Below are 14,749 nucleotides of genomic sequence, written 5' to 3' on the forward strand. Positions count from 1 at the left end.
TAAGAAGCCTACTTTTTCGGGGGAACGGAACATACATTATGCCTATTGACGCACAAGCATTAACCATTCAAATTGGTGCGCGCACGCTGTTAAACCCTACCGATTTTCATGTTACAAAGGGAGACAAAATCGGTTTAGTCGGTAGAAACGGCGCAGGCAAAACGACACTTACTCGCGTTATTACTGGAGATATGCTTCCAGCAGGCGGATCCGTGAGAGTAAGTGGTGGCTTGGGGTATTTGCCACAAGATACTCACGCAGCAGACCCTGAACAAAGCGTCATCGACCGCATTATGAGCGCTCGCGACATTGCTTCTATTGTTTCGCGTATACGTAAAGCAGAAAAAGAGATGACCGATCCCGATCCGGACGTGATGACTAAAGCCATGAACCGCTATGACAAAGCTATGCAAGATTTTGAAAAAGCAGGCGGCTACGCAGTGCAATCCGAAGCAATCTCAATGGCAACAAGCTTAGGATTACCGCAAGAAGTGATGCAACAAGCTCTTGGCACTCTTTCCGGCGGACAACGCAGACGCATTGAGCTTGCACGCATCCTGTTTTCAGACGCGGACACATTAATTCTCGACGAACCTACAAACCATTTGGACGCAGACTCGATTATTTGGTTACGCAACTATCTGAAACGCTTTGAAGGCGGATTCCTTGTTATCTCCCACTCAACGGAACTGCTTGACGAAGTAGTAAACAAGGTTTGGCATTTAGATGCTCAACTCGCACAAATAGACATGTATTCAATGGGCTGGAAAGCATACTTACATCAACGCGTAGTAGATGAGGAACGTCGCCGCCGCGAACGAGAAGTTGCAGAAAAGAAAGCAGAACGCCTTATGAAACAAGGCATTCGCTTGCACGCAAAAGCCACAAAAGCTGTTGCTGCACAAAACATGATGCGCAGAGCAGAACGACTACTCAGTGAAACAAGCGAAGCTCAAAAACAAGAAAAAGTTGCCGACATTCGCTTCCCAGAACCAGCACCATGTGGTCGCACACCAATTATGGCTAAAGATATTTCTAAAGCATACGGTTCTAACATTGTTTTTGCAGGTATTAATCTTGCAATAGACAAGGGTTCCAGAGTTGTTATTTTGGGATATAACGGTGCCGGAAAAACCACAACTTTACGCATCTTAGCAGGCGAAGAAACAGCCGATACTGGCGAAGTGCAGTATGGGCACGGCTGCAAAATTGGCTACTTTGCACAGGAACACGACACTTTAGACTTAGACGCTACGGTACTCGAAAATCTGCAGCATGTTGCACCAAACTTAAATGACACTCAAGCACGATCCATGCTTGGAAGCTTCCTATTTTCAGGTGATGACGCTATGAAGCCTGCACGAGTACTTTCCGGCGGCGAAAAAACTCGTCTTGCGCTCGCAACACTTGTTACATCACAAGCTAACGTACTGCTTCTCGATGAGCCTACAAACAACTTAGATCCGGCATCTCGCGATGAGATTCTTAAAGCTATTGCAAAATATGAGGGCGCAATTGTGCTTGTTACTCACGATGAGGGTGCTGTTGAAGCATTGCAGCCTGAGCGCGTACTACTCATGCCTGATGGTGATGAAGACTTGTGGAATGATGAGTATCTTGACTTGGTTGCTGAAGAATAAGTATTCGTTCACTGTTTACTCGAAGCTTTGCAATAGAATGGTTATGTGATGGTTGCATCGTCCACGGCTCAAAATTTGTCGAAGAAATCACAGCATGCTCAATCACAAGATGCTAATACCTACGTGAGCAATACAACTCACGCTCATGGCTTACCTTGCGCATGGCATTTTTTGCGCATACCATTGCTTATCGCTGCGTTCGTCATACTTTTTGAATGTTCAATTGGTAATCTTCCCTTTTGGAATAGCATTACTGGCAGCACGGATAGCGCATCCGTCCACAATACTCTTGGTAGTGGTGTTCGGCGTTTAAACTCCGGCGGTTTACTTATAACTGACCCCTCAGAAGCGTATTTGGAAGTAATTTCAGATGGAAGCTCGCCTTATATTCGTCTTCAACCGTCGCGTATTAAAAGCAAGTTTTATAAAAAGCAGCAAATTACAGATGATATTCACACGCGTATTGAAGCTAATAAATATGTGAGCAAGCCACAAAGCACAAACCCTAGAGCACTTGATGCTTCATTGCTGATGCTACCTTCTGAAGCAATTGATCAGCATTGTATTGTGCGCGTATGGCTACAACATCCTGTAGGCGCTGTGCTTGATATTGAAGATGCTCGTGCTAACGTCCGCGCACCGTTTAGCTGGTCTTGGGGACGCGTAAGTCTACTAGTTATTTTCGCATTGCTACTATCTCTGTGGAATCCATGGTCAAAAATATGGCATATTCAGCTTGACACTAACAGCCTACGTCAACGGTGCTATCTTGCATTATCATGGCTACCATTCGTTACTATTGGCATAGTAACAATTATTTGGAATTTGCGTAATGCTACCCCTATGCATTTCGACACTGCAGGTAATTACACCTATGATTTTGACCAATACGCGCACACAGCTGATGCGTTGCTCAGTGGCAAAGTTCATCTTAATCTGCCGGTTCCTCACGAATTAGCACAATTAGCGAATCCTTACGATCCAACAGCTAGAAACAATCTCCTTAATCATTCAGTGCATCACATGTACTGGGATTACGCGTACTATCAGGGACACTGGTATTCATACTTTGGCGTGTTACCAGCAGTATTGCTGTTTTTACCGTATAAACTTATTACTGGATTATGGATACCCGGTGGCACAATGCTTCCAACTACAGTTGCCACGCTTGTGTTTCTTATTGGTTTTCTTATTGCAGGTTCTTTACTTGTTCTTCGCATCATTCAACATACTGCACAAAACGTGTCTTTAGGAACCGTATCAATTGCGTTAGCATTATTCTTTATTACCTCGAATACTGTGTATTTGTGGTTTAGGACCTCATTCTATTCAGTTCCTATGGCTGCTTCACTTTTCTTCACAACTCTTGGCATATGGTGTTATTTTGGAACGAATAAAACACATTTATTGCGAAATATTATGCTCGGTTCTTTCTTTATTGCGCTGAACTTAGGTTGTCGTCCTACATTTGTTATAGCTGTTCTTTTCGCAATTCCTGTTATCTATTCGCGCGTGAAAGAAAATATAAACAGTATTCTTCAACACTCCTGCCAATCTGATTCATGGCATAACCTTTTGAAATATGCGGCAGCTTGGGTACTTCCTTGCATGATTACTGCTATACCTTTCGGATTATACAATCTGCTCCGTTTTGGCTCACCCTTCAACTTTGGCAACGAATATCAGATCACTATTACCGATATGACTACTATGCGTTTGCCTTTACAAAATATTTTGCCATCTATTTTTAGCTATATTGCGCTACCTTTGCGTTTTATTCCAACTTTTCCTTGGATTGGTATTCAGCCTGTTGCTTTTGACAGATGGCAGTATGCTGAACCTATGATTGGCGGAATGTTTACGTTATCACCACTAGCGCTCATTGCAGTAGCTGCTGCCTGCATAATGTATAAACGTTGCCACGTTCGTCTTGCATGGCATGCCAGCATAATAGCATTCATAATTGGGGTTGTACTTATCGTATTCGATAGTTTGAAAGCTGGCATTGGTTGGCGCTATATTGCTGATTTTGCTTGGTCTTTTGCCATTATTGCAGTAGTTGGTGTTACATTACTTTTAGAATATGCTATTTCAATTCGCAAAAATGCTTCTTGGCAGAAGAAAACTCTTTCATACAGTATCCATTTTTTGATAGTAACGCTGCTTTTTGCTTCGATTATTATTGCAGCACTCAGCTGGTTCGTTACAGGTCGCGAAGATAGCACGCTCCGCTTTAACCCGGACTTATGGTATGTAGTTCGTTCGTGGCTTACGCTTTTTTAACGAAACGTTATTTGCAAATCATTCTTCGCAAAGAAGAGTATCGACAGTTTGTAAAAGTGCTTTCAAACCTTCAATAAACTGCGTTGGTTCCGGCAGTAACGAAAGTGCAAGATACCCGTTTGCCGGCATATCAAAATAGTAGCCTGGCTGCGAAACTAAGTGATAATCCTGTATTAAACGCAATGCTAACACATCATCGTCAATGCAAGATGGCACACGCAACAAAATATTCCAACCGCCTTCTGCGCGCAAAGCAGTTACACAACAATGCGGCCAAGAAGCTAAGGTCTTACGAAGAGTTGCAAGATTGTTATTCACGCGATTTCGCACCTTTTGAGTCTGCGAAGAAGCGTATGCCAGCAACTCGGGAATGTGCTGCGAAACCGTTGTTCCAATTGGCAAAAAATCGTCTGCTATAACGTCAAGTCTTTTTTGAGCTTCATAAACGTCATCTTCCGGCCCTGAAACTTCAATCCAACCAACTTTTGCGTGAGGAGCAGCAAGCATTTTAGAAAAACCATCCAACGCAAACACAAGCGTTGAAGCTTCTCCAGCAAACCTAGCGTTCGTTTCAAAAGGCTCTAACGAATAGTCGTAGAACACTTCGTCAGCAATAATCGCAACGTCATTATCATGACATAATTGCAATAATTCTTTTCTTTCTTCTTGCTTAACATAGGAGCCTGTAGGATTATTAGGATTAATAAGAACGAGCGCTTTAATTCTCAAAGACGCATCTTCTAATAACTCTCGAACGCGAGGCACGTCAATAGTCCAAGAACCATCGTAATGCAAAGGATACGGTATTGCGTTTACACATTGTAAACGTGCAATCGACTCAATAAGCGGGTAGCCTGGAGTCGGTCCCATAACAGCATCTCCTGCGTCGCAAAGAAGCATCATAAGCCATGCGTAAGCTTGAGACGTTGAAGAAAGCACGTAAAGACGATCTGGATTCAATGTTGAAGGAGTAGAAGTATTCGTGCGATTGTCGCGCTTGTTAATAAAGTCTGCAATAAGCTCCCTAGCTTCTTGAGGACCTCTTGCATCGGCAGTATAACGTCCAGATAAACATTCAGGAGCAAGAGCGTGAACAGTAGGATTAGAGTCGTTTAATTTAGTGAGTTTTATACCCTGGGATACAGCTTTACGCTGAGCTACAATAATAGGATTCGGTTCGCTTACATCTACTCTGGAAGAAAATCGCACGCAACTACCCTAACACTTGGCATAGCAAAAGCTGGGCAGTGCATAAACCACACACCCAGCTTCTACCAGTAATCTTATCAATAACTATTTAATGCTGCTGCTTTTGACTTGCATAATAAGCTGCACCAATAATACCAGCCTCATTATGCAAAGAAGCGACAACAATAGGAGTCTTAATATCAATATGTGGAAGGAATTTTTCGCTTACGCGACTCACACCACCACCAACAACAAACAAGTCAGGGTTAAAGTACTTTTCCATCAAACCGTAGTACTTTGTTAAGCGCTTAGCCCACTTCTTATAGCCCATATCAAGCTTTTCACGAACGGAAGAAGCAGCATACTTTTCAGCATCGCCCTTACCTTTTTCAAGCTGAATATGACCAAGCTCAGTGTTTGGAATAAGCACGCCGTTGTAAATCAAAGCTGTACCAATACCGGTTCCAAGCGTTGTAGCAATAACTAAGCCATCCTTATCTTTAGCGGCACCGAACTTTTGTTCAGCTAAACCAGCAGCGTCAGCATCGTTAACAACTGTTACTGGACGACCGCAAGCCTCACTAAAGACTTCAGTAACGTCAACACCAATCCAAGACTGATCAAGATTAGCCATAAAATCAAGCTTCTTACCCGGCTTAATCGGAGCTGGGAATGCAATTCCCACAGGAACATCTGCAGGAACTTCAAAATGTTCAAGCTGCTGACGAACAATATCCGCAACCGCCTGAGGCGTAGAAACTGCAGGAGTGAGAATCTTATAACGAGGTTCTGCAAACTCGCCTTTTTCCAAATTCACTGGAGCAGCTTTAATACCAGAACCACCAATATCGACGCCAAATGCTTGTGCAGTGTCAATCATCTCACTAACACTCCCCTCTGAATGTGTGCTGTAACAGGATATTCAATAGTATTCTACCGTATATTCAGTGCGACACGCTTACTATGCTGGTAGCTTCTATGCTATTGGCGGCATAGGTTTCCACGTTCCGTCGTGCAAAATCTTACGAGAAGCCAACCAGCCGGTGAATAATTTGGTAATACCAGAAACAATATGCTCACGGTCAACAGCAACCAAACGAATAAGCTCTTTAGCAGCTGTTAAAGCAGTTCCAAGCGCAAACATCAACGGGCGAAAATCACCATGAACCATAAAGTAGCGAGCCATAAACCCACGATTTCGCATGATATGGTAACGGTTCATATCCGATGTTGAGTTGAGTTGGCGCACTCCAGCGATATCCCAATTAGGAATATCGCGAGTACGACGAAGAATAATATCAGGAATAACAATAGGATTCGTAACTTTACTAGCAAGATACCCATAGGTAGTATCATCCCAGTAAATAAAGTAGCGAGAATCTGGGAAGCCGATTTTTTCAACAATATCGCGACGAATCAAACCACCCTCAAAGCACATCGTATTCATCACACGATAACCAGCTCTTCCGAAAGCGGCTGGAGCAATAGGATTCGGTATTCCAAGAGGAACCAAAAAATCGTACTGCCAGTAGAAATTACCACCATCATAATCTAAGCGGCTTCCTTGAATAACAGCGTGACGCTTCGTCCAAGGAGCAAGACGCTCAATAGATTCAGGCACTGTTTCAACATCATCGTCCATAACCCAGAACCACTTAGCTCCAAGTTCGTAAGCCTTCTTTACACCAGCACTAAAACCACCGGCTCCACCAAGATTTTCAGTTTGAGGAGCGTAAACAACGTGAGAACAATTGCCTTCAGCATCCTTTTCTGCATTTCCCCAACGATGAGTCAAATCAGCTTCAAGACGAGCAACCATTTCACGAGTCTTATCGCTGCACTCATTGTCAACAACAACAATTCGCCAAGGACACTCGTTCAAACATTCAAAAGAATGGAATAAATTCTCCAAAAGTTCTTGACGTTTATACGTAACTACAACAACAGCAAGCTTATCAATACTCTTAGCTTTACTGCGCACAATTTTCTTTGTTCCCATATTGCTCATACTTGTATTCTCGCACCTACCCTCGCCACACAATGATTGCAACAATGTTCTTAGCATGAGATACAAAAGAATAGTTAGTTTCAGGGAAGGTGAAAATCCTTACTGGCGGTAACAAAATACGTGTTTCATGCGTTTTTGAAGCCCGCGAGCGGCTTACAAGCTGCTGATTCGGTTCAATTCCGAAGCCAACGGTTACAGTCCGGATGAAAGAAACGGAGACCCATCATGGGCATTTCTCATACCAATAATCACCAAATAAACTCTTCAAACGCACGCTGGTCTAGTGAGAAAATCGCAAAATATGCGCTATTTGTAGCACTTTCAATGGCAGTAAGCTTCATAGAATTTCCACTTATTCCAGACTTGTCGTATTTAAAATATGATCCTTCTGGAATCGTGTGCCTAGTTGCAGGATTCGCGTATGGTCCTGCAGCTGCAGCAATCGTAAGCATACTCGGCTTTGCACCGCACTTGTTTACCAATCCACTCGGCACAGTTATGGCAGTGCTAGTATCTTTAGGAGCTAGCGTTACAGCAGCAATCGTGTACAAGAAAATGCACACCAGAAAAGGCGCAATCATTGCACTTTTGGCAGGCTCTATTGTTGCAATTGCGCTCGCAATAGCAGGAAACCTTGTTATTACACCGCTTTACGCTCACATGACTGTTTCGCAAGTTGCGGCTCTTATTCTTCCAGCATTACTGCCGTTTAATATTATTAAACTTGCTTTGCACGTAGTAGTAACTATGCTTATTTACAAACCAATTTCCAACCTACTACACAAAAATAACTAATCATCCTAAGCAGCATAGTTATGCATAATATCAGCACAAGCAGCAGTACGAACGAAGCTAAAAAGCACATGATTGAAAACAATGCACAAGTAGTGTTGCGAAATATTTGCTTTAGCTACGATGATGGAAAAACTTGGACGCTTGAGCAACTAAATCTTACAATTCACCCTGGTGAACGCGTAGCGATTGTTGGCAAAAACGGTTCTGGTAAATCAACATTGGCAAAAATTATTGCAGGACTAGTCGCTCCAGATAGCGGCTATGTTGAATTGTGCGGCGAAAAAGTGTTTGAAAATACTACTGCTTATGCTGATGCTTATAAAAACGCGCGAAAATATATTGGCGCACTTTTCCAAAGTCCTGAAGATCAGATTATTACTACAATTACTGAAGAAGATGTTGCCTTCGGACTAGAAAATTTGCAATTCCCTCAAGAAACAATGTATAAGCATATCAACGAGGCTTTAAAAACCGTTCATATGGAAGATAAGCGTTACGATGACCCTAGCACTATGAGCGGCGGACAGCAGCAACGAGTAGCCTTAGCAAGTGCTATTGCGATGAATTCTAAACTGCTTGTTCTTGACGAACCTACTTCTATGCTCGACTCGTTCGCACGCAAAGACGTAGATGCATTATTCGATAATTTGCACAAAAATGGCACTACTATCGTTCAAATTACACACAATTTTGAGGAATGCAAGCGCGCAAATCGCATACTTTTACTAAAAAATGGCATCCTCAAAGAAGTAAGCTTGAATGGTTTAAAAACTTACTTTTCTCATATTGAGTTGGCAAATAATCATGTAACTAACATGAGCAAGAACAAAAACTTAACAGATAGTAGATGCAAAGAAAATAAGTCAGATATCGCTGTAGAAATTTCCGGACTAACTGTTCAATATGATAAAACTTCGCCAGCTGTTATTAATAATTATTCACTCACTGTTACAAGCGGAGAAACAATTGCAATAATGGGCGAAAACGGCTGCGGCAAATCAACTCTTGCCAAAACAATGTGCGGATTATTAAAAGCCAATTCAGGAAATATAACAGTGCATGGCATATCTGTTAGAGCTAAAACATCTAGAATAATACGACAAAAACTACATCAAACAATTGGCTACGTTATGCAACTGCCAGAACAACAGCTTTTTGCTGACACAGTACGGAACGATGTTGCTTACGGACCAAAAAATTTTGGGCTGAAAGGCAATGCTCTTAAAGAACGTGTGGATGAAACCCTACGCTTATTGAACCTTGAGAACTTGGCTGAAAAATCACCTTTTGCGCTTTCTGGAGGTCAGCAGCGTCTTGTTGCAATAGCTGGCGTTCTCGCTTGCAAGCCACGCGTGCTCGTACTGGATGAGCCAACAGCCGGATTAGATTTTGAAGCTGCGTTGCGTATTCGAGAAATTCTTGAAATGCTACACAATCAAGGCGTAACCATTATACTTATTACGCATAATCTTCAAGAAGCAGAAGATTTAGGCGCAAGATTAGTAACATTAAAAGCAAGGAATAAAGCAAACAATACTGAAAATACTGAAAATAGCATAAAGAAAGAAAGTTCCACAAAAGCAAAAACAACTTCACTGCTTCAATCTTTTGACCCACGTGCAACACTGCTATCATGCTTTATTCTTATGCTAAGCGCTTTTAGCATTACTAACTACATACAGCTAGCTATTCTTGCTTTTGTAACATTTACACTAACTGTTGCTGCAAAAATACCGTTTGTTAAGCTTATTGCTTCACTGCATATGATTATTGCAGTATTTGTTTTCTCCGGACTACTGAACATTCTGGCAGTACGAACCGGCACAGTACTAGCAAATATTGCAACTATTCCTATTACAACTGACGGAATTAATTACGCAATACTGTTTGCAACACGATTCTCGCTTGTTATTATCATTGGAGCAATTCTAGTACTAACAATGAGTCAAACAACGCTGAGCGAATCTTGCACACGATTACTATCACCACTTCGACATATTGGAATACCAACGCAAGAAATAGCACTTATTATGAGCCTAGCGCTACGATTCTTACCAACACTCAGTGCAGAAGCGCACTCTGTGGCACTAGCGCAAATCGCTCGCGGAAGTAGCATTCGAGATGGTTCTTTTAAACAACGAGTACACGCTATAACAGCTTTAATAGTGCCAGGTTTTGCAGGAGTCATTCGCCATGCTGACACTCTTGCGCTCGCATTAGATGCACGCTGCTACACGCCTGGAGCTGAAAGAACTCACTTGTACTCATGGAAAATACGTATCAAAGACGTGCTGCTATTAGTAGTTACTCTTTGTGTTGTGTGCGCGATTATTGTGTGCAACATGCTGCCTTGGTAATAAAAATTTTGAAAATATCTCACACTTTTGCAGCACGCGCAATAAATACGGAATAAATGCGCAATAAATGCGCAATAAATAAATTTGTATTAGCGCATGCAACAATTCGCAATATACTGTATAATCCGTTAAGCACTTATATAACACTGATGTACCTGAAGTACTACTTTTAAGATTACCTATACTGGGTATTTGAAAGGACGCCTTATGGCATTGACGAAAAAGCAGACGAAGCAACTGCGCGCGCTCGCTAATACGTTAAGTCCACTGTTGTATGTGGGAAAAAACGATATCACTGATGCAGCTGTGAAACAAGCAGACGAAACCATGCAGTATCACGAGCTCATGAAGTGCGCTGTGCAAGATGGTTCCGGATTAAGCGCCAAAGAAGCTGCTGACGAACTTGCTCAAAAGCTTGGCGCTGAAGTTGTGCAAGTCATCGGCAATCGTTTTGTGCTATTCCGCGTCTCTCCACTCGACAACGTTGACCACATTATGCTCGTGCGTGAATAAAACTCTCTCTTAGTATTTTTATATTTTTGCGATACTTCGTAAATAAAAATGCTCCATGATTGCAAAACTGCTGAGGCAGTTCAACATTCATGGAGCATTTTTAATCTTTACTGTATCAACATGCTACCAAAAAGCATTCCTACTCTTTGATAACAAATACATTATTCATAACAGGTAAGCCATAAGGGATTGATCTAAGACTCATTCCTACATCTCCAGGTTTTCCAATTACAGTAAGTCTCTTCCCGTTATATGACTTGAAACTATCAATACCATTGTATTCAGAACTGGAAAGAAGTACACCACGACAATCCATACTTTGCACTGATGGCCTAAACATACTATCCATAAATTGCGGCCAAGCATCTACAGACATAGGCCTATCAAAACTAAGAATAGTATACGTATTCTTTGGATCCACATCTTGCGAATACTGCGATTGATCTTTAGCAAAACGAGCAGCTTCTAGCGCAGTAAGAGTTTTTACTTCCCCGCTAAAAACTTGATATCCTTTCTCTTTCCATTTTTGAACTGTTTTTTCATATCGCTTTTTTGCAGCGGTATTCTTCACATAATTTGCCAATTTATTTACATCTGTTTCATCATCTACTGATATAAACGATGGATGAACGTATTGTTTTATTTCATTTCGCCAATCCGAATCAGTTCTCGGGAAACTATGCGTTTCCTTTAACTTATTTTTGACAATCTTATAAACAGTTTCTCTTGCTGTATATGAATTCTCGTCAATGCTACGCAATGTAATAATTCCGTCATTATTATTGCGCAAATACAAAGTTCCGAGGAATTCTCCATTACCATGCGGATCTACAATCGCATTAGTAGATATAAGTTTCTTACCGTTGTATGAGAACACACGAATATATTCATCAGTATTACTCATAGTTCCACTTTGTGCGGCAATAACAATCATATCCGGAATCTTATCTTTATTAATATCCCATAAGGTATAGTAATATTTTCTATCCGCTGCAACAGCATTATCCTTGTATTTACCATTAGCAAGCACATCCTTATACGCTTTACCAGCTTTAGCAAGAAGTGCATCGCTAATCTCATTTTGTGATTGAGATGCAGATACAACTGGACAATCTATAATATTCCATGGATGTTTTTCGTTGTTAAACAATTCTATCTCATAAGACCATGGATCAGGTCCCCAATCTAACATGTCTCTATCAACCATAAGTAATCCAGCAGATACTTTTGTTCCAAATTCCAAGGCGCCTTTAACTGACATGTACACTTGCGCAACATGTTTAGCTTCCTCACCGGTTTTTAAATTACTTTCAACTTTACCCACTATCCCTAATCTGAGAGTGACACCACTCATTTCATAAAGATATATAGTCGGTTCAATAGAGAGCCCTGCATCCACTCCTAACTTTCCATCAATTTTTCCAGGAATTCTACAAGCCGGGTTAACATGGTTAATCTTAAACGAACCCTCATGAATTGGATTCCATTTATCATTCTTAAATTCGATACCTAACTTCAAATTTTGCTCTAAAGTTTGACCAATACTTACAGAAGTATCAAAATCTAAATTACTATCAAAGAAGATAGGAACCACAATATCTATTATTACAGGAACGCCTCCAACCATAAAAATATACGGTGACTCTGGATGATATTCCACAAGCTTATGCTTAAAAATCTTTTTTTTAATTTTTTCACTTGCTTTTGCGCCTATAGTCACATCACCCTTTTCGCTGATATACGTTTCAAAGTTCTTGACTCGTGATTTAAACCAATCTAATTCAATTTTCAAATTGAAATGCAAAATGAACTGAAGTTCAGCCTCAAAGGAAGCAAAAGTATCCTCTTCAATATCCTCCTTCCTTGCTTCTTCATCATTCTTTTTAATAGATTTGTACTCAACGTCGCAATAAGTTCCACTGGTTTTTCTAACATCACAGGAAATGCCCAACGATATTTTAGCAAGATCACTATCTTTACCAATATCAAAACTACGATTACTGCGTCCAGATGGAAGTTCACTATGCACAGTTGTTTGGAAAGAATCTGCGGACGAATCATCAGTTTCCCCATTTTTATCTGGAATAGGCTCCAAAGACCTGTTACCAGTAGAAAATGGTCTATCTTCGCTAATATCCGCTTGATAAATAGCATCCGTGAGCATTGCAGGTTCAGTAACAACAACCCATGTATTGCCTTGCTGTGTTACACCAACAACCTTACGCAAGAAGCCCCTCGGAGCATTCTTTCCAGGCGTGGAAGCTAAAATATCACCAGCCTTGTATTGAGGCTTCTTGTTAAACACTAATGAATCAGGATTAACAGCAGTAATATCATTGCTCAACTCGTCAGGCATCACAACTTTAGCTTTGTCACTAATAATAGTTTTCTTAGCATCCGGCAGTTGAGTATTCACGTCACGCTGAGTAGTACCGAAACTATTGTTGGTACGAGATACAGCTTTAACGTGTATAGCATTCTTACCAGCAACCGGTATGGCAATCTCCATGCTCCATATTGCTTTGCCATGAGCATCGTAAGAAACAGCAGCATTACCTAAATCAACTGTCTTATTATCAGAAGAATGAACAGTTACATTCACATAGTCAACTGACGAAGCTGCGTCAACAGTACCAGAAATTGTTAACTTCTTACCCTTAGAGAAATCAATAGAAGCATTTTCCTTAGGAGAAGTCCATGTAACGGTAACAGTTTCAGCTTTATCGTTTTGCGGTCTATTACCAAGAATACTTCCAAGCATCAAAACTTGAGAAGATACATTACTTCCTCGAGCAGATACCTTCGCACTCTTTGCATCAGTGTCCACAAAATCAAGCTGAGGTAGTGCTCCTTCTTTCGCGTCAACTACTGCACCAGTAGATCTGCCTTGAACAGGTTTACCATACTCAACAAATGCACGTTTACCAGAAGCATGAGCACTAACTAAGGCAAGTTCAAAGGCACTATCGTTTGATTGTTTACCTAAAGCAACAGTAGAAGTTTTATCTTTTTCTGTTGTTGATTCAACCCAATTCTTAGCAATTGACGGCACAAAACTTCCAGTTACGTTAGCATGAGCCATACTTGGCATAGCTCCTGCAACCCATCCGCGTACATACAACTCAGCAGAAGCAGCATTTTCTGATTCAACACTAATTGAGCCATCTGTAGAACTTGGAACAACTATTGTAGAAACTACAGAATCACCTTGCGGAAGAGCTATTTCTTGCCCAGCTACCTTAACATTTCCAGCATTTTTCATAGCAACTTTCATAGTCACATATGCTGCTCGCACATACTCTCCAGGAATGTTACCCAAGCCAAGTAATCCAACTTTGCAATGTGCAGATGAACTCATGCTTGTGCAGGATACTTTCTGATTAGTGTCCATACGAGTTACTGGCTTCGCTAAAGAGACAGTTGCGCCAGGAACATAAGCTGGCTTCTGATTCTTAGCTGCTGCAACAGTTTTTGATTGTAAGAATGCAACAACTTCAACACGAGCCTGAACTGCTTGAGAAGCATAAACATGAAGCTTACCATCTGCAACATGAGCTAACACTGTTTGTGAAGCATCATGTTTTGCAGCTACTTGTAATGCAGGAGCACCATCAACATACACAGTTGTATCATTATTCGCATTGAATACACTCACGCGAACCAGTGCACTACTGTATCCATGCGCGCCAGGTAAATCAAGCGTTGCATTACTGTTTGTCGATATAGAATTATCCTTGCTATCTTTGGATTCATTCGATGCTTCAAGATACGGAACCCTGGCACGGGCATCAACATTAATATTCGTTTCACTGTCAGCATTTGCATCATTAGCATAAGCAATATTTGCTGGAGCGATACAAACAATCATAGAAAATGTTATCAAACTCACAAATGCTTTATAAACAAAAGCAGTATTGTGAATCATACGCATGATATTGCAAAAAATTGTATTGCGTTTCATCTTC

Annotated in this window: 9 protein-coding genes and 1 riboswitch; of the genes, 5 read left to right on the forward strand and 4 right to left on the reverse strand. The window is 41.1% G+C overall.

The window, feature by feature from the left end; translation table 11 throughout:
- The first annotated feature begins 38 nt into the window (after positions 1–38).
- Positions 39–1,640, forward strand: a complete 1,602-nt coding sequence (locus HXT28_RS02905; RefSeq protein WP_064347402.1) for an ABC-F family ATP-binding cassette domain-containing protein — start codon at positions 39–41, stop codon at positions 1,638–1,640.
- A 48-nt stretch (positions 1,641–1,688) separates the two neighbouring features.
- Positions 1,689–3,923 carry a beta-carotene 15,15'-monooxygenase gene (locus HXT28_RS02910; RefSeq protein ID WP_422113642.1) on the forward strand — a complete coding sequence of 745 codons (2,235 nt, stop codon included), beginning with the start codon at positions 1,689–1,691 and terminating at the stop codon, positions 3,921–3,923.
- Between the two features lie 18 nt (positions 3,924–3,941).
- Here HXT28_RS02910 and HXT28_RS02915 read toward each other — a convergent pair whose 3' ends face one another.
- The 3 genes from HXT28_RS02915 to HXT28_RS02925 all read right to left on the reverse strand — a co-directional run bounded on the left by HXT28_RS02915 (position 3,942) and on the right by HXT28_RS02925 (position 7,119).
- On the reverse strand, positions 3,942–5,132 hold the full coding sequence (locus HXT28_RS02915) for a pyridoxal phosphate-dependent aminotransferase (RefSeq protein WP_064347400.1): 1,191 nt from the start codon (positions 5,130–5,132) through the stop codon (positions 3,942–3,944).
- Between the two features lie 88 nt (positions 5,133–5,220).
- The gene (gene ppgK / locus HXT28_RS02920; RefSeq protein WP_016636647.1) at positions 5,221–5,991 is read right to left on the reverse strand and encodes a polyphosphate--glucose phosphotransferase; all 771 of its coding nucleotides are present in this window, start codon (positions 5,989–5,991) and stop codon (positions 5,221–5,223) included.
- A 96-nt stretch (positions 5,992–6,087) separates the two neighbouring features.
- Positions 6,088–7,119, reverse strand: a complete 1,032-nt coding sequence (locus HXT28_RS02925; protein WP_422113643.1) for a glycosyltransferase family 2 protein — start codon at positions 7,117–7,119, stop codon at positions 6,088–6,090.
- A gap of 72 nt (positions 7,120–7,191) precedes the next feature.
- Positions 7,192–7,338, forward strand: a riboswitch (FMN riboswitch).
- Between the two features lie 6 nt (positions 7,339–7,344).
- Between HXT28_RS02925 and HXT28_RS02930 the strand changes: the two genes are divergently transcribed.
- The 3 genes from HXT28_RS02930 to HXT28_RS02940 all read left to right on the forward strand — a co-directional run bounded on the left by HXT28_RS02930 (position 7,345) and on the right by HXT28_RS02940 (position 10,784).
- Positions 7,345–7,914: an ECF transporter S component gene (locus HXT28_RS02930; RefSeq protein WP_016636649.1), complete on the forward strand. Its 570-nt coding sequence runs from the start codon at positions 7,345–7,347 to the stop codon at positions 7,912–7,914.
- 20 nt (positions 7,915–7,934) lie between these two features.
- On the forward strand, positions 7,935–10,271 hold the full coding sequence (locus tag HXT28_RS02935; protein ID WP_422113644.1) for an energy-coupling factor transporter ATPase: 2,337 nt from the start codon (positions 7,935–7,937) through the stop codon (positions 10,269–10,271).
- Positions 10,272–10,478: 207 nt separating this feature from the next.
- Positions 10,479–10,784 carry a YhbY family RNA-binding protein gene (locus tag HXT28_RS02940; RefSeq protein WP_064347391.1) on the forward strand — a complete coding sequence of 102 codons (306 nt, stop codon included), beginning with the start codon at positions 10,479–10,481 and terminating at the stop codon, positions 10,782–10,784.
- A 139-nt stretch (positions 10,785–10,923) separates the two neighbouring features.
- On the opposite strand, the gene HXT28_RS02945 is transcribed toward HXT28_RS02940, so the two are convergent.
- On the reverse strand, positions 10,924–14,745 hold the full coding sequence (locus tag HXT28_RS02945; RefSeq protein ID WP_422113645.1) for a hypothetical protein: 3,822 nt from the start codon (positions 14,743–14,745) through the stop codon (positions 10,924–10,926).
- Positions 14,746–14,749 lie beyond the last annotated feature (4 nt).

Source organism: Gardnerella washingtoni (assembly GCF_049262705.1).
Classification (GTDB): domain Bacteria; phylum Actinomycetota; class Actinomycetes; order Actinomycetales; family Bifidobacteriaceae; genus Bifidobacterium; species Bifidobacterium vaginale_D.